This is a genomic window from Paenibacillus sp. FSL L8-0158 (assembly GCF_038592965.1).
In the GTDB taxonomy this organism is placed as follows: Bacteria; Bacillota; Bacilli; order Paenibacillales; family Paenibacillaceae; genus Paenibacillus; species Paenibacillus polymyxa_D.
On record NZ_CP151949.1, the window covers coordinates 2573348 to 2590392 of the forward strand.

Consider the following 17045-nt stretch of genomic DNA (forward strand, 5'->3'; position numbering starts at 1 on the left):
AAATGAATGCTAAAATTTGTATCTGATGCCCCCAGAAGGGCTTTAAACCAACAAACAGGAGGGAAAGAATGGGAATCTTTCGTCGTTTTACATCCCGTAGCTTCAAATATGCAACTGCTATGGTTTTCACTTTATCGTTGTATGCTGGTGTTGCGGGCAGCATACAACCGGCACGGGCAGAAGGCCCGGCGGACCCAGCCCCCTTCATTGCAGCGAAAGTGGTCAATGAGAACGCTGGTAAAAAAGTGCTGTTTGATAATACTCATGGACAGACAGCTGGCGCAGCAGATTGGGTGATTGATGGGGGATTTTCAGACTTCGGCCAAGCCCTCGCGAGCAATGGCTATGATGTACACGAGCTTCGCCAATCTACGCCCATTACTTACAATGATCTAAAGAATTATGATGTATTTGTTACAGCAGAGCCGAATATTCCTTTTAAACAGAGCGAACAGGCTGCAATGGAGCAATATGTAAAAGCAGGCAATAGTATTTTTTTCATTGGAGATCATTATAACGCGGACCGCAACAAGAATCGCTGGGACGGATCGGAGAGCATTAATGGATACCGTCGTGGTGCATGGGAAGACCCTGCGAAAGGAATGAGTGCGGAAGAAAAAAGCTCGGCAGCGATGCAGGACGTGGTCAGCTCAGATTGGCTGGGCAGCCAGTTTGGTGTGCGCTTTCGCTACAATGCATTAGGCGATATCACGGCCAATCAGATTGTCGAGCCAGCGCAGGCGTTCGGCATTACAGCTGGAGTGAATAATGTGGCAATGCATGCAGGATCAACACTCGCGATTATAGACCCTGCGAAAGCCAAGGGGATCGTATATCTCCCTAAAACCAATCAGGCTTGGGGCAACGCGGTAGATCAGGGCGTGTATAACGGAGGCGGCATTCCCGAAGGACCTTATGCAGCTGTATCGAAAGTAGGACTTGGCAAAGCTGCATTCATTGGGGACTCGTCTCCTGTCGAAGATGCAACGCCAAAATATTTGCGCGAAGAGACTGGAACCAAGAAGACAACGTATGACGGCTTTAAGGAACAGGATGACGCCGCGTTACTGGTCAATATCGTAGACTGGTTGTCCAAGAAAGAGGAGTATACCAGCCTGAAGGAAGTGAAAAGCTTACAGCTGGACCAGCCGACGGCATTACTGCCTTTTGAAGAGCCACAGGCTTCCACGGAACCACAAGCCGAGCCGTGGTCCGCTCCCGCAGCCGGCTACAAATGGTGGGATCAGCGAACGTTCAAAGCGGGGTCCTATGGCGGACCTACAGCCAGTGCGCAGCCTGTGTACAGCATCGTTCGTCAAGAGCAGCTGCCCAATGCACAGCCTTTTCAAATTCGAGTTACTGCCGATCAGCTGGCTCCCAATAGTACGATTAGCGGATTCAGCACAGGTATTTATGTAGCGGGCGGCAATCAAGTAGCCCAGATTCAAAATCTGGATGGAAGCTGGCCAACCTCTTATGGCTATAGCGGAACATTTAGTCTGGAGTCCAACGGCAAAGGACATGCCTATAAGGACTTGACGGTGCGGATCAAGCCGGGAACCAGTGGCTCAGCTAATCTTAGACTGAGACAAAACGGTAGCAATCTGCTGACCCAATCCGTCGTGCTGGCTGATGTCCCGGCCCAGCCGTTGCCCGAGGAAGGAAATACGATTCCAGCTCGTATCAGTGTCGCAGAAGCACGGAGTCTCCCGGCTGGCAAAGTCGTGACCTTAGAAGGTGTTGTGACGACAGAACCAGGTGCATTCGGTGGTCAAGCCTTTTACATGCAGGATGAAAGTGGCGGCATTTATGTATATCAGAACCAAAGCGGCTTTCACCAAGGGGATCGAGTAAAGCTTACAGCAAGCTTGGCACTGTATAATAGTGAGCTGGAATTGACCGATCCAGTGGCAATTGAAAAAACGGGAGAAGGGCAACCTCTGGAAGCTGTACAAGTCACCGAACTGAGTGATGCGAATCAAGGACAGTTGGTTGAGCTTCCTGCGGCAATTATTCGTAATGTGATCGACGCGACTCCCGTAGGTTCGTTTGAATTTGATGCAGTATCAGGTGAAGTAAGTCACCATGTGCGCATCGATGCACGTACAGGCTTAACACGGACATCTTTTCCTTATCAAGAAGGACAGCAAGTGAAACTGAAGGGGATTTCGGCGATTTTCAAAGGGAATTATCAGTTGAAACCGCGTGGACTGGATGATTTTTCAGCTCAGGCAGGCGCAGCCTTGCAGGAAGTAGAGCTTTCACTGGATCAAACGACCCTCAACATTGGGGATACGGCAGCGACACATCTCAAGGGTACGCTGACAGATGGCAGCAAAGCTGATTTAAGTCACGCTTCTGTTCAGTATATCAGCAGTCATGAATCCGTTTCGTTGGATACGTATGGAGAACTTAAAGCCCTAAAAGAGGGGAGCGCGGAGATTACAGCCAGCGTTACCTTGGAAGGTAAAACGGTCGTATCCAATCCTGTAACCGTTAGAGTCGAAAAAACCGCTGTAGGTGAAGTGCCGGGTAAACCTGTGCTGTCGCATGATAACGGACAGGACACCGGGCTGAAGGATGGCAATTACAACATCACCATGAATCTGTGGTGGGGTACGAATGGTGATGAACTCAAGTTGTATGAGAATGACAAGCTGATTGGCACCCAATCGTTGCAAGCCGCTTCCCCTGGAGAACAGCATGCAGTCATTCCTGTTACAGGCAAGACCAATGGTATCTACACGTATACTGCAGAACTGATCAACGCTTCCGGTAAAACGACCAGCGACCCGCTAACTGTCGAAGTGACTGATGCTTCCCCTGGCATTCCAGTGCTGTCTCATGACAATTGGGACGGTGACGGCACCTATACCCTTACAATGAACATGTGGTGGGGTACGAACGCCACAAAATACAACTTATATGAAAATGGAGAACTGATCGACGCCCAGGATCTGCCGAACCAAAGCCCGCAGGCCCAAAGTGCAGTCACTAACATCCAAAATCAAAAGCCGGGCACATATGAGTATCGTGCCGAGTTAGTCAATGCTTCAGGAGAAGTTTCCAGTCAAACGATAAGTGTAGAGGTAAAGGGCCTTTAAAGTAGAAATGATGGGCCGTTAAAAAGTAAGAGCATCTATTGACCTCGTGAGAGTCTATAGATGCTTTTTTATATTTTTACGAAGCGGGAATTATCATTTTAGGATTGGGTTGGCGAAGCGGAAAGTCCCTCTATATCTGAGGAGCCATAGAAGAACATGGCAACTAGAATCACAATAATGACCACCTCTGCAAAATATTCTCCATCAAACTCACTCACCACATAAGTCTCCTTTCGCCACTTGTTAATTATTTATTTTCTGTGAAAAGGCTTGTATCACCTGGTCCAGTGTCATATTGCCGTTATCATTTAAAAATTTCACCATATTATCGACATTGGATGGAGTGGATGCTAGTGTCTTGTATTTTCCTGTGAGTCCTAAAAACAATGTTGCTTGTCTGTATAAAGTCACGGAATCGACGTTTAGTTTTCCTGTTAGTAGGAGGGCTGCCACGAGGACCTCCACATTTTTTCCTTGAAGCGCGGAAAAGATAGCCGAATTACTGTTTAAGCCATTTTTCTTTTGACCGTTGGGGGGGGATTTGGATTTACGATTCCCGTTACCGTTACCGTTACCATTACCATTCTTTCCTAAGGAAGCCATTGAATCTTCCTCCCGCCATATACTGCTCCTGCCTGGTTTCCTGAAATTTGGGACAAGGGCAGCGGCACTGCATGTGCTCATCAATATACGTTATGATCATACGATATGCGAATAAGAGAGCATTGGTTACTATAAGAATCACGCTGGCTGAGGTTAGTTGGCTACTATTATCCAGTAATTTATTTCGCATGTTGGTCCGATTTAGAGTAAACTACAATAAAGAAAGCCAAATGAGCATTTGCATACATCCCAAGAGCGTTTCCAATCAGCAATGTTTAGACCGAAACAGTTTAGTTCGTTTATTGTATTTTTGAGCGTTGAATTGGAATTAAGCAAAATGCTGAAATAGGAGTTGTAGATAAAATATGTCGAATGAAGAAGTATTGTTAACTAAAGAGGGATTGGCCAAGCTGGAGGATGAACTTAAGGAACTGAAGACCGTAAAACGCAAGGAGCTAGCCGAACGCCTTAAGTTGGCTATCAGCTACGGCGATTTGAAAGAAAATAGTGAGTATCACTCAGCCAAGGACGATCAAGCATTTATGGAAACCCGCATTCTCATATTGGAGAAGATGCTGACCAAAGCCCGGGTCGTGGACGAGAGTAATTTAGACCTTAGAACCGTTAGTATCGGATCGACTGTCATTCTGAATGACATCGAATTTTCGGAGAAGATGGAATACAAAATTGTAAGTCCTGCTGAGGCGGACGTTCTGGATAACAAAATTTCCTATGAGAGTCCTTTAGGCAAGGCACTTTTGGGAAAAGAAGTGGGCAGTATCATTCATGTGGATGCACCCATGGCTGTAATTAAATATGAACTGCTTGAAATTAAGCTCACATAATTCATTCCCGATTCCCTTGTATGAGGGGGCCGGGATTTTTTATTTCTCGCTGCTTACATACCGTCCTTGTGGAGCGCAGTTGCACCCCACATTCTGGACAGGATTTTCATAGCTCCACTATAGCGTACTAAGTTAGTCCGTCATCAGGAAGCCTGCTTGCTCCAACGCAGCGCAGGCATCGTTAATTTTATCTTCATCCGAGGCATTCAAGGTATGCAGATGGATGCCTCCCGTCAGTTGGGACAAATAAGTGGCCTGGGTAGAGCTGATTTTACGAATAAAATCGTCCACTTCCTTGCGAGTTCCGACCCGTATCGGTGCAGTCAGATCCCCGTATACCGGATGCTCAACAATAACATCCTGCACACTTACACCGTAGTCCACAATCAGCTTTAGTTCCTCTTCTGTCTGTTCAGGTCGATGTTTACACACAATAATACGTGAGGCTAAGGGAGTTGCCTGACTCGCAGGCTCCATATAAATGTATCCTTGACTCGTTGCAAGGATAGGCTCTTGGCTTGCTTTTAACAGGGAAATATCCTGTACAATTACTTGTCGGGAGACGGAGGATCTGCGCGCCAGTTCGCTCCCGGTCAGTGGTGATTCGCTCTTGAGCCACAACAGTAGCTGTTCGCGGCGATCCGTACCTGACCGTTTTAAAGATTCAGTCAACGGGATAAGCTCCTTTCTTTTCGATGCGTCAGGTCTGTCAAAATATCTACCAATACATTCAATTCCTCGATGGTGGTCGTTCTTCCGAAAGAAACACGGATAAATTGTAACGCTTCACGGCCGGATGCTCCAAGCGCCTGTAAGGCAGGCGAAGGATCGTGGTGTCCGGCAGCACATGCGCTTCCAGTTGATATACAGACACCTCTGCGATTACATTCCAGCATAACATATTGTCCCTCGTAACCGTGAAAAAAACATCCTACTATATGATGAAGCACTGCTTTATTCTCGCTTTCCTGTACGACCCAACGTAACGGAATGGACCTTTCCTGAATTTTCGTAATAAAGTGTCTTCTCAGGGTAGCATATCGCTCCTGATGCGCCTCCATCTGTTCGGTCATCATTTCTGCCGCCGCGACAAAGGCTGCAATCCCGGGAACATTAACCGTTCCAGGACGAAATCCGTTTTCATGTAGTGTATCAGGGTACACGGGACGCCACGGGGTTCCGGGTTTGAGATATGCAGCACCGACACCTTTGGGGCCATACACTTTATGGCTCGATACAGAGAGTGCATCTACTCCCATGGCTTCTACATCTACGAGAATATTCCCAAATGTCTGTACCGCATCACTATGCAGTAAAATACCCCGTTCGCGTAGCAGGGGAGATAAGGAAGCAAGGTCCTGAACCAGTCCCGTTTCCGAATTGGCGTGTTGTACGGATACAAGTCCGGTGTTTTCTCTCAGATGAGGTAAAAGAGCTTCGCGAGTCATTCGTCCTTCCCGATCCGGTTGCACAATGGTCAGTTCATAGCCCTGCCGTTCCAGCAGTGTAGCAAGGTTGTACATCGAGTGATGTTCCAAAGCGCTCATGATCCAATGCTTTTTATGCTGTGGCAACCCGTTCAGGATCGATTGCACGATCAACATATTGGATTCTGTTCCTCCTGTCGTAAAATAGATGCCTTCCTTTTGCCCGCCAATCATATTTGCCATCCGTTGCCTGCTGTAATCCAGCGCGTAGGCTGCTTGACCGCCCGCATCATGGAGGCTGCTGGCATTTCCGAATATTTCCTTATTTAATACGTTATACATATTTAAAGCTTTGTCACACATAGGTGTGGAAGCGGCATAGTCCAGAAAAATCACAGCAATTCCTCCCTGCTTAAAAATAATTCCATTCAAAAACTCTTGAGATTATTGTAGGCATGTGTAAATATAAGTGTCAAGACACTTGTAAACATATATGTACACAAAGCGGTTATCTTTTCGTGAGAGCGGGAACGATCAGCCGCATCGATATGGAGGGATTCTAATGTCTATGCTTAACGTTTTACAAGGAAATCGAGGGCTTATGCCAGAGTATTATAAGACACTGACGGTTGCTGACATGGAGCAGCGAGTGGCCGAGCTGAAACAAAAATGGGGACCCAAGCTGCTCATACCGGGCCATCACTATCAGAAGGACGAGGTTATTCAGTTTGCCGATATAACAGGAGATTCTCTACAGCTAGCTCAAATGGCTGCGCAAAATCAGGAAGCGGAGTTCATTGTATTTTGTGGGGTTCATTTTATGGCGGAGACAGCGGATATGCTGACTACTGATCGACAGACTGTTGTCCTGCCGGATATGCGTGCAGGTTGCTCGATGGCAGATATGGCGAATGTGGAGCAGACAGAACGAGCATGGAAGCATTTACAGGAGTTGGTAGGAGATACGATCATTCCGTTAACGTATGTAAATTCCACAGCAGAGATCAAAGCCTTTGTAGGACGGCATGGTGGGGCTACCGTGACTTCTTCGAATGCTAAGCAAGTGCTGGAGTGGGCGCTGAAGCAAAAGGAACGTATTTTGTTTTTACCGGATCAGCATTTAGGTCGCAATACGGCTTACGATCTTGGAATTCCGCTAAATGAAATGGCCGTATGGAATCCAATGACAGATCAGCTTGAGACTGAACAGGACCCAGCAACCGTAAAAATTATTTTATGGAAAGGGCATTGCTCTGTTCATGAAAAGTTTACAGTAGATCATATTCGCAACGTTCGTGAGCATGATAAGAACGTCCGGGTCATCGTTCACCCCGAATGCTCTCATGAAGTCGTACAGCTCGCAGATTGCGCGGGCTCCACAAAATTCATCATCGATACCATTCACGCGGCAGAGCCGGGGACCCAATGGGCTGTTGGCACAGAAATGAATCTCGTGCAACGAATCAAGCAGCAGTACCCTGAACAGCAGATTGAATCGCTCAATCCCGATATGTGTCCCTGCCTGACCATGAACCGGATCGATCTTCCCCATTTACTGTGGGCAATGGAGCAGTTTGATCGGGGTGAGCCTGTGGGTGTGATTCGTGTGGATGCTCAGATCAGACAGGATGCTGTATTAGCATTGAATCGTATGCTTGCTATCCGTTAACCTTTTGCTGTTTCAGCGAGAATGCTGCTTGAAATCTTTGGTTTGTGATCCAACCTGTATCTCTAATTAAAGATTAGTCGCTTGTCCGGTTTCGTGCTATAATTGTAGCAACAAACCGAAGGAGGTGAATCCCTTGTTTGAGCTTCAAGATCTACTCCCTTATTTATTTACAATCGGCTTGCTGTGCACAGTGACTTATACGTATCTCGCTCATTTGCACGGCAATGTACCCGAATGCTGGGTCGAAGGCGGGCCCGTGAGGTCTCATACTTCTCCGCAGATGCCGATGTCTGCCCGTGGACAGGACATGCCTGTCCGGCTGGCCCGACATATCCGGCGTAAAGAAGCGCCGGATGAAGATGCATCCGATTGTTCTCCCTCGTTGAACGATGGCACAGCCAATCAACGAGGAGGAACATATGAAACGATTCAAGGGATTCACCTTTTGGGGTAAAAAAGAACGGATATTTGGATTAATGGTAATATTGGCAGTGGTTATGTTGTTGTCTGGTTGTGGTGCGAATGCTGCGGAGATAAATGCACAGACACCCGGATTTTTTAATCATTACGTGGTGTTCCCGCTTTCTTGGCTTATTCAGCAATTGGCGCAATGGTTTGGTGGAAGCTTTGGGCTGGCGATTATGACTTTGACATTCATTGTCCGTCTGGCCTTACTGCCTCTTATGATGCGTCAAACGCGTGCCCAGCAGGGGATGAAGCGCAAGATGAGCGCCATGCAGCCCGACTTGGACCGAATTAAGAAGAAGTATGAAAACAAGAAAGATACCACCAGCCAGCAGAGTATGCAGCAGGAAATGATGTCGCTTTACAAAGAGCATCAATTCAATCCGCTTAATATTGGTTGTCTGCCTATTCTCATTCAGCTTCCGATCTTGAGCGGGATGTATACTGCAATCCGCTTAACACCGGAACTGGCGTCTCACTCTTTCCTATGGTTCCGGCTCGGACAGCCGGACTGGATTTTGGCAATTGTCGTCGCAGTTGTATACTTGGCACAGGCTAAGCTTTCTCAGTTTCAGATGACGCCTGATCAGCGCAAGCAATTTGCGATCATGGGCTATCTTTCACCGATTATGATGGCGGTCTTTTCCTTCAATGCCCCTGCTGCCATGCCGTTATATTGGACAGTAAGTGGCACCTTCTTGCTGCTTCAGTCGCTGTGGTTCCGCAGACGCTATCCAATAGAGGAAGCAGAGAGTAAGGTTAAACTTGGAGAAGTCACACCAACCTAAATAGTAGATGATGATTGTTTAACTTGGGAATTGCGTTTGTAGTATGCCATGTGTAATCATAGGATGTCATTCGAGCCGTTTATAAGGCTTGAATGGCGTCCTTTTTTGTTGCTGCTTTTTTCGCTACATTCCGCTTGCGATTTTGTAGTCAATATGAAATTCTTATATAATAAAATGATTCTGAAAGTGATATTTTTTGAAAACGGGTTTCATCATTTGGAGGAGTAACTAATTCTTTTAATGAAATGATAAGAGAAAAGTGGGCAAAGTAAGACCTATTGTAAGCTAATGCTGCACTTTGTTTTATCACGCAATGAAATTATGGAGGAACTATAGAAAATGAAGCAAACAGCAACAAAGCTGCCCATTTCCTTGGCTCTGCTCACATGTATAGTATGTGCATTCGGTTTTGGCTTAATCGCATTATGGGTGAGTGACCATCAAGTTCGGCATTTTGACCATGAAATTATTTCGGTTATTGGACAACTGGAGTCGCCCGCCATGACCCGTGTAATGAAATTTTTCACCATGATCGGCAGCGGGATTCCAGTTGTGATCATCATTTTAATGACCATGTTCGTGCTCTATAGAGTATTGGGACACCGCAGAGAACTGCTTTTTTTGGCGGCTGGTGTATTGGGATCGGTAATGCTGAATACGATACTGAAAGTGCTTTTTCAGCGTGCGAGACCGGAGATTAACCGTATTATTGAAGAGAATGGATACAGCTTTCCAAGCGGACATTCCATGACAGCTTTCAGCATGTACGCGGCGCTGACATTTTTAGTGTGGAAGCATGTTCCTTCTAGGCTGGGGCGTATCCTTCTCATTGTGCTCAGCAGCCTGCTGATTGTAGCAATCGGGACGAGCCGCATTTATTTGGGTGTACATTATCCTAGCGACGTTGTGGGTGGCTATTTTATGAGTGGCTGCTGGATGGCAGCTTGTATTTGGTTTTATCAGCGGTTATAAAAAAGCAGACGCTTTAGCGTCTGCTTTTCATTTGGACAGAGGAAGTGTATTCAGTCATCTTGGTTCTGGCTTGTTCACCGGGCTTGATCCCCAGCTTCTGCTCCCATTTTTCATAAAATATAATAGCCGCCTGCATGAAGATGCCCGGAAGCTTCCGACTTCGAATGAATTGATGAACGCCGACGGCACAACCTGCACCAATAAGCGCGCCTGCCAAAATATCTGAGGGATAATGCACTCCAGTCCACACGCGGGATACTGCGATGAGTACAGCCAAGATAACCCAGAGAACACGAAATTTTTGATGATGAATCCATAAAATAGTAGCTAGAGCAAACGCTCCAAGTGCATGGTTACTTGGGAATGAAGCATTGGGATCATGATGAATAAGCTGAATGACTAAATGTCCGACAAAAGGGCGATCTCTGTAAAACAAATGTCCAAGACCCCAACTCATTACAAAACCGATACAAACCGTTATAACGGCTTCTAAAACCATCATTCGATGCGGCATTTTAAAGGTGAACCAGTAAATCAGCAAAGCCACTCCGAATAAATACGGTGCATATTGCGCCAAGAAACGCATGGTTCCATTCAAAAAGGTGAGGGAATTAGCCAGTTCATTGATCCAGTGAAATAAAGCATAGTCTACATTAATTAACATGAATAAATTACTCCTTAACATCAAAAAATTGAATAACAAAGTTATATTATAGAGCGACTACACGGATAAAAGCTTAAAATCAAATAAAAAATGAATGTCATTTCCGTTACTCATTTGTTTTTTCTATAGAAAATAGGTGGTTTTGCGATGGAAAAGTCGGTGCTGGTCATTGATGATGAAGAGAAGATATCCAGATTGCTTCAGTTGGAGTTATCCCATGAAGGATATGCAGTTGAAATCGCACAGACGGGCAGAGAAGGATTGGAAAAAGCTCTAGCACGTACATGGGATATCATCATTCTGGATGTCATGCTGCCGGAGATGAACGGGGTCGAGGTGCTGAAGCAGATTCGAAAAGTGGACAATCATACACCAGTAATTATGGTCACTGCACGTAACTCGACTCCTGATAAGGTTTCAGGTCTGGATGAAGGCGCCAATGATTACATTACGAAGCCTTTTGAGATTGAGGAGTTATTAGCGCGGATGCGGGCCAGTATGAGGCATCAAATGGAGTCAACAGCTACCGCTTCACAAAAAGAGGACAAGTTGTCATCCAGGCTCCAAGTGGATAGCTTGGTGTTGGAACGCAAGACTAGGTCAGTGGTGCGGGAAGGAAACCGAATCGAACTGACGCCCAAAGAATATGATCTGCTTCTCTATCTGATGGAGCACAAAAATCAGGTATTGCAGCGGGATCAATTGATTCAAAACGTGTGGGGGTTTGATTTTGTCGGTGATACGAATGTCGTAGATGTGTATATCCGATATGTTCGCAAAAAAATTGATCATGGATACAAAAGGAAATTAATTAAAACCGTACGTGGTGTGGGGTACTGCATCAGGGAGGAAGAACATTGAAGCTGCGGACCAAAATCACCCTGCTCAGTTCTATTTTAGTGATGACAATACTCCTGTTTGTGGATGTCACGGTTCATCTGTTGTTCGTCAAAATCGCTACGCGAAATGAAAGAGAAGTGCTGCAAAATAAGTGGACTGAAATCATTGCCGAAACCGGACACACCATGATTCTGAAGAATGCATGGAGTCCAAAACTGAGAGATGAGCTTTCCGGAGATACTATTCTGAGGGTGTTTGATCAGCAATCCCGACTTCTGTATGAAGTAAGTCGCCAGTCCCGCTTTAAGCTGGGCGATATACGTTTTAACATTTCTCAAAGCTCTCAATTGACTGATGTACAGGATCATAAAATTCTGGTAATCCATCTCCCTGTGCTTTCTCCGGAGGGCAATCAGAAGGGGACGCTGGAGATCGTGGAAAAATGGGATGCACTCGAAACCAATCTCGATATTTTAATATCGATTCTCATCACTTCGACTGTAGGAGCAATGTTGCTAAGTTTGGTAGGGAGCACGATTTTGGCGAATGCCATATTGCTGCCGATTTCCAGTAGTATTCAAACGATGCAGGAAATTGAGAGAAGCTTGAAATTCAAAAAAATCCCCGCTGGCAGTCATAATCAAGATGAATTGTCGCAAATGACCGCTACTTTTAACCGAATGATGGAGAGATTAGAAGAAAGCTTTCAGAGCCAGCAGCAGTTTGTTTCAGATGCCTCACATGAGCTGAATACCACGCTTATGATTATTGAGGGCTATGCCAACATGTTGCGACGGTGGGGCACGCGTGATGAGGACATTCATAAGGAATCCATTGAATCGATCTATGAAGAAACTCAGCGAATGCGTACGATGACACAGCAGTTGCTGACTCTTGCCTCCTCACAGCAGAAAGACCCTGAGCCGCATGAGCGGATAGAAATGATCGGTTGTTGTCAACAGGTAGTAGCGCATCTCAAGCCTGTACATGATCGTCAAATTTCTATTTTGACCGAAGAGAAAGAAATTTGGCTGGATGCCAACCTGACAAAAATGAAGCAATTGCTAGTGATCCTGCTGGATAATGCATTAAAATACAGCTCGGATGAGATTGAAATAGGGTTATCTACCGATGAAAAGGATGTCTATATCCGGGTTAAGGATTATGGGATCGGAATACCTGAGGGCCAGATCAAGCGGGTCTTCGAACGATTTTATCGGGTAGATAGTTCCAGGCATCGAAAAACCGGAGGGACCGGGCTGGGGTTGCCGATTGCCAAGGCAATTACAGATGCCCATCAGGGTACGATACGTATGGAGAGCGTAGAAGGAGAAGGAACGGTAGTCATCGTCACGCTGCCCCAAAGACAACAGGAAAGGCTGTCCCTCCAGTAGAAATATCTACTCGCGGAACAGCCTTTTTATTGTTATTTGTAAGTTAAGCATTCGGTGGATGGGAATCATCTAAAATTTAACCTAGAGGACACGACGTGCTGTTGTGTAATTGCGGCTCCACCATCCCGAATTTAGATCTGTAACCGTTACGCCGCCTTTACCATACGTATGCAGAATTTTGCCGTTCCCCATGTAAATGGCTACATGATGAATTGGCGCATAGAAAAAGACCAAATCGCCTTTTTTCAGCTGACTACGCGGTACGAAAGTGCCAACAGTTGATTGCTGTCTGGACGAACGTGGAAGCTTGATGCCATTTTGTGCAAATACATATTGAGTGAATGAAGAGCAGTCAAAAGATCTTGTATTGCCTGCTGGGGCTCCATGTTGATAACGCACACCCATAAACTGGGAGCCTTTAGAAATAATCCGATCAGCTTTACTTGCCGAAGCAGCATGAGTGGTGGCTGGTCCAACGACGAAGCTCCCTGCGCTCAATGCCAAAGTCATAGTAAAGCAAATACCCATCCACAATTTTTTAGAAGTATGTTTCATATATAAATTCCTCCGTTATTCGTATTGTGTTGATGTCCTGAAATGACAATAACACAAATAAAATGTCCGGAATTTACCACTCATGGTTACAAACCTGTTACCCCAACGCTTTGTCCTCATTTATTAGAAAACGATGAGAATTTTCTCCTTAATTTTTGCTTGACAAATTGTATAGACTCCCCTTATAGATAGGCTCGTATGGCAAAAAGCGACTTGCAGACGATTGGCACAAGCAATCACGCAAAATATACATACCTATATACTACACTTTATAACTTGTACGGGAGTATGCTCTGATTCCCGTTGACATCGTAAGGATCACACCGCATTTCCGGTCAGGAAGGGGAATTCGTATGGCTTCAAAGCAGAATAAAGCACTCAAAAAACGGCGTCTAACCATTGTTCAGGTCATTTCCAACTATCCCGATGCACAGCCGGTACCCTCTAACAAAGGCGGAACGGAAAAGGTCGTGCATGAATTAACTGAGGAATTGGTGAGACGAGGGCATCAGGTATCTCTTTTTGCCGCCCGTGGGAGCAGGAGCAGTGCGCGGTTGATTACCTATCCCAAGGGTTTGAAACATAGTCAGATCCCCCAATATGTACTCCGGCATATGCCTTCCAACACACATATCATTCATGACCATACTTTTCGTTCTTCTGTGGGGCGTAGGAAGCTGCCTTGTCCATCAGTATGCACCGTTCATCTTCCGGTGAAGAGACACGGTAAAAACCCGGTATATGTCAGTAAACGAGCACGTCAGCTGATGGGTAGGGGCAAAGGTTTTTATATCTATAATGGTATCAACACCCATGAATACGAGTTCAGCAGTGAGAAGCGTGGCTACTTGCTGTTTATGGGCAGAATCATACGAGATAAAGGTGTATTGCAGGCCATTCAGGTTGCAGAACGAACAGGAAAAAAACTGCTTATTGCAGGTCCTATCAAAGCTCCAGAATTTTTCCGTAAAGAGATTCAGAAACGAATTCAGCGCAATCCGAATATACGCTATGTAGGTGCAGTTGGAGGCGCTCAGAAACAGAAGCTGCTGAAACATGCAGAGTGTCTGCTGTTTCCGACACTGTGGGAAGAGCCGTTCGGACTCGTAATGGTAGAGGCCATGGCTTGTGGAACACCGGTGCTGGCATTAAAAAATGGCTCCGTTCCCGAGGTACTATCAGGCTTTCCACAGTTGATTTGCAAATCGGTTAGCCAAATGGTACGAAAAGCACAGCAAAAAAACTACCCGTCACCAGCGAAGCTGCGCTTGTATGTGACTCAAAGATTTACGAACAAACAGATGACCAGTAACTACTTAAGACTATATCGTGAAATCATCCGTCGGCGAGAACAGAAGAGAGGACAACGACAGCCTATACGGAGGTGAAGGGGATGCAGGTCAAACGATATATGCTCGGAAATGGCTCTTGGGCAACTCCTTATTATATAGTCACAGGGGGGCAGAAAGGTCCGTGTGTGATGGTGGTCGCGGGGATACATGGTAATGAAATAGCAAGCATACGAGCTGCTGAGAAACTGGTGAAGCTTTTGAATCAGCAAAAGCTGCGATTTAGCCAGGGTAAGCTTATAATTGTACCGATTGTAAACCAAAAGGCTTACCGCAAACGGATTAGAGGAAAACCTGATCTTAATCGAACCTTTCCGCGCAAAAAAAAGCAGTTGGCAACACAACCACTTTCCGCTGCTCTATTCAAATTAACACAAAAGCATCAACCTGAATGGTATCTTGACTTGCATGAGGCCAATGGATTGTCACAAAAGGATGCCGAGGTGCTTGGTCAAACGCTAATCTCCAATAAGGCCAACCCGGTGGTTCCTGCGGTTCGTCGGGTTATTAAGCGAATGAATCGCTCCATCCAGGTGAGCGACCGACATTTCAACATTCGGCTGCATGAGCTTCCAGGTTCCTCCCGCACCGCCGTAGCCCGTATTTTAGGTGCACGCGCGGTTACCGTGGAAACGGGTTGGAGCCTGCCTAAGAAAGTACGCATACACTATCAGTTGGAGATCGTTCAGCATTTTTTAAAAGAAGCCGGAATAGTCAAAGGCAACTGCATCACAAAATAATATCGCTTCTGGAGCAAGGGCTTTTTCACCTTGCTCAGAAGCGATTTTTTATGTGCGACCTGCGACCTTCGTTCAGAATCCGTAGCGTGCTGATGTTATATCTGAGGATTTTGCAAAAATCTAATAAGCGACTTCCAATGAACAATATATAGATCGAAATGGTCTAGTTCGTCTATATATTGCACTTTGGAGCGACTGGAATCGAATTTTGCAAAATCCTGATCTATGTGTTGTCAGGTCTCGGATTTATAGAAGGCGTTCACCAAGCTGTTCCCCAGACGTACCTCAATCAGCTCCAGTGGTGTATCCAGATCGGCACGGATTGTGTGATGCGTATCGACCGGAATGCTAAATACAGAACCGCTTGCCGCAGCAAAACGTTCTCCGTTCAGCATGACCTCTCCCCGGCCGGACACGATCGTCCATACTTTAAGTCCACTGCCGTGAATAAGGCCATTCAAGCGTTGATCTGGCAGTACCGTCAGCCGTATGGCCAGTATATCGTTCAGACTCCGATGATCAAATTCGTCCAGCACCCGGTAACTGCCCCATGAGGTTTCACCATGCATGGGGTGAAGTTGAAGTTTACCTAGCTGCTCCTTGATTACGTGGGCATGGCTCTTGGACGCAATGAGAATGCCATCGGGACTCGCGGCAGCAATAATATCTTCCACACCTATGACATGAAGCGGATAGGGTAGCTCATTAACGATATGCGTGCCATGAGTCTGCCCACTAATCTGTCCACGCCCGATCACTTGACTGCTTAGCTGCTCTGTTAGGGCCTGCCAGTTGCCGATGTCGTGCCATTCACCATCGTAGGGCAGGACAATGGCATGTTCAGCACGCTCTGCAATCTCTTCGTCGAAACTGCGAACCGGGAGGCTATCATACATCGCGCATAATGCTTTATCGTTCAGCGGCAGATCACTTCGCTCCATACAGGACAGCATATACCGTAATGTAAAAGCGTAAACACCACAGTTCCACAGCGCGCCCTGATGAATAAGCTGTTGTGCTCCGGCGAGATCCGGCTTTTCTGTGAAGCGAGCAACTTGCGCATAGGAAGTTTTCCCTTCCCGTATCATTTGCAGACCCGGAATGACATAGCCGTATTGGTCGGAGGGATGAGTGGGCCTTGTCCCAAGCATAGCCAGATCGGCTCCGCTCTCAAACAATATGCCGGAGAGCGCTGCTATGCTATGGAAGAAATCCTCTCCTGCAAACATGTCCGCTGGAGCAATGCAGAGAACTTCATCCAGCCCTGTACCTCTGGTGTGAAAATAAGCAGCTGCCAGTGCAGCAGCGGTGAAGGTTCCCCGTTTGGCAGGTTCGCCCAGAACGGGCAGACGACCTTCTGTATGGCGAAAGGCTAGATTTACCTGACTCCGATGAGCCAGAAGCAGGGCAGAGGAATCCAGCCCGGTTAAGGTAAGCTGACGGTACACCCGACCGAGCATAGATTCCTTTCGCCCGTCAGGAGCGGGCAATAACCGGAGAAACAGCTTCGACCGGATTTCGTTGGATAGTGGCCATAGCCGTTTTCCGGCACCACCGCATAATAATACGATGCGCACGGACGTTTCCTCCTTCAATGCAGATCCATTTGAACTGCATCATTTTGCAGGAT

Annotated in this window: 16 protein-coding genes; 10 read left to right on the forward strand and 6 right to left on the reverse strand. The window is 46.4% G+C overall.

Annotated features, from left to right (window positions below):
* Positions 1–68 precede the first annotated feature (68 nt).
* Positions 69–3104, forward strand: coding sequence for an endonuclease (locus tag NSQ68_RS11625; RefSeq protein WP_342428888.1), 3036 nt, complete (start codon positions 69–71; stop codon positions 3102–3104).
* A gap of 243 nt (positions 3105–3347) precedes the next feature.
* Here the strand turns inward: NSQ68_RS11625 and NSQ68_RS11630 are convergent, their stop codons facing one another.
* Complete coding sequence (locus NSQ68_RS11630; RefSeq protein WP_029514846.1) at positions 3348–3707, reverse strand: hypothetical protein; 360 nt, start codon at positions 3705–3707, stop codon at positions 3348–3350.
* Positions 3708–4072: 365 nt separating this feature from the next.
* Here NSQ68_RS11630 and greA point away from each other — a divergent pair, with 365 nt between their 5' ends.
* The gene (greA, locus tag NSQ68_RS11635) at positions 4073–4552 is read left to right on the forward strand and encodes a transcription elongation factor GreA (RefSeq protein ID WP_013310174.1); all 480 of its coding nucleotides are present in this window, start codon (positions 4073–4075) and stop codon (positions 4550–4552) included.
* 132 nt (positions 4553–4684) lie between these two features.
* Here greA and NSQ68_RS11640 read toward each other — a convergent pair whose 3' ends face one another.
* The gene (locus tag NSQ68_RS11640; protein ID WP_039274627.1) at positions 4685–5224 is read right to left on the reverse strand and encodes a transcription repressor NadR; all 540 of its coding nucleotides are present in this window, start codon (positions 5222–5224) and stop codon (positions 4685–4687) included.
* Positions 5221–6375 (reverse strand): IscS subfamily cysteine desulfurase, encoded by a 1155-nt coding sequence (locus NSQ68_RS11645; RefSeq protein WP_342428889.1) that lies wholly within the window; start codon positions 6373–6375, stop codon positions 5221–5223. Before NSQ68_RS11645 ends, NSQ68_RS11640 begins: the two co-directional genes overlap by 4 nt.
* A 166-nt stretch (positions 6376–6541) precedes the next feature.
* On the opposite strand from NSQ68_RS11645, the gene nadA reads away from it, so the two are divergent.
* The 4 genes from nadA (at position 6542) to NSQ68_RS11665 (ending at position 9873) form a co-directional block, all read left to right on the forward strand.
* Positions 6542–7648: a quinolinate synthase NadA gene (gene nadA, locus NSQ68_RS11650; protein ID WP_342428890.1), complete on the forward strand. Its 1107-nt coding sequence runs from the start codon at positions 6542–6544 to the stop codon at positions 7646–7648.
* Positions 7649–7772: 124 nt separating this feature from the next.
* On the forward strand, positions 7773–8102 hold the full coding sequence (locus tag NSQ68_RS11655) for a hypothetical protein (protein WP_342428891.1): 330 nt from the start codon (positions 7773–7775) through the stop codon (positions 8100–8102).
* Positions 8068–8901, forward strand: a complete 834-nt coding sequence (yidC, locus tag NSQ68_RS11660; protein WP_342428892.1) for a membrane protein insertase YidC — start codon at positions 8068–8070, stop codon at positions 8899–8901. Before NSQ68_RS11655 ends, yidC begins: the two co-directional genes overlap by 35 nt.
* A 339-nt stretch (positions 8902–9240) precedes the next feature.
* Positions 9241–9873: a phosphatase PAP2 family protein gene (locus tag NSQ68_RS11665; RefSeq protein ID WP_342428893.1), complete on the forward strand. Its 633-nt coding sequence runs from the start codon at positions 9241–9243 to the stop codon at positions 9871–9873.
* Between the two features lie 13 nt (positions 9874–9886).
* On the opposite strand, the gene NSQ68_RS11670 is transcribed toward NSQ68_RS11665, so the two are convergent.
* The gene (locus tag NSQ68_RS11670) at positions 9887–10537 is read right to left on the reverse strand and encodes an undecaprenyl-diphosphatase (RefSeq protein WP_342428894.1); all 651 of its coding nucleotides are present in this window, start codon (positions 10535–10537) and stop codon (positions 9887–9889) included.
* Between the two features lie 147 nt (positions 10538–10684).
* Between NSQ68_RS11670 and NSQ68_RS11675 the strand changes: the two genes are divergently transcribed.
* Positions 10685–11398, forward strand: coding sequence for a response regulator transcription factor (locus NSQ68_RS11675; protein WP_307354169.1), 714 nt, complete (start codon positions 10685–10687; stop codon positions 11396–11398).
* Positions 11395–12771: an ATP-binding protein gene (locus NSQ68_RS11680; protein WP_342428895.1), complete on the forward strand. Its 1377-nt coding sequence runs from the start codon at positions 11395–11397 to the stop codon at positions 12769–12771. The genes NSQ68_RS11675 and NSQ68_RS11680 overlap by 4 nt, the downstream gene beginning before the upstream one ends.
* Positions 12772–12852: 81 nt before the next feature.
* On the opposite strand, the gene NSQ68_RS11685 is transcribed toward NSQ68_RS11680, so the two are convergent.
* Entirely contained in the window at positions 12853–13326 is a 474-nt protein-coding gene (locus tag NSQ68_RS11685; protein ID WP_307354167.1) for a C40 family peptidase, read from the reverse strand.
* Positions 13327–13679: 353 nt separating this feature from the next.
* Between NSQ68_RS11685 and NSQ68_RS11690 the strand changes: the two genes are divergently transcribed.
* Together NSQ68_RS11690 and NSQ68_RS11695 are read left to right on the forward strand one after the other, a co-directional pair.
* The gene (locus NSQ68_RS11690; protein WP_342428896.1) at positions 13680–14714 is read left to right on the forward strand and encodes a glycosyltransferase family 4 protein; all 1035 of its coding nucleotides are present in this window, start codon (positions 13680–13682) and stop codon (positions 14712–14714) included.
* Positions 14715–14719: 5 nt separating this feature from the next.
* Positions 14720–15415, forward strand: a complete 696-nt coding sequence (locus NSQ68_RS11695) for a succinylglutamate desuccinylase/aspartoacylase family protein (RefSeq protein WP_342428897.1) — start codon at positions 14720–14722, stop codon at positions 15413–15415.
* Positions 15416–15648: 233 nt separating this feature from the next.
* On the opposite strand, the gene NSQ68_RS11700 is transcribed toward NSQ68_RS11695, so the two are convergent.
* A complete protein-coding gene (locus NSQ68_RS11700) occupies positions 15649–16992 on the reverse strand; it encodes a sugar phosphate nucleotidyltransferase (RefSeq protein WP_342428898.1) in 1344 nt (447 codons plus the stop codon).
* Positions 16993–17045 lie beyond the last annotated feature (53 nt).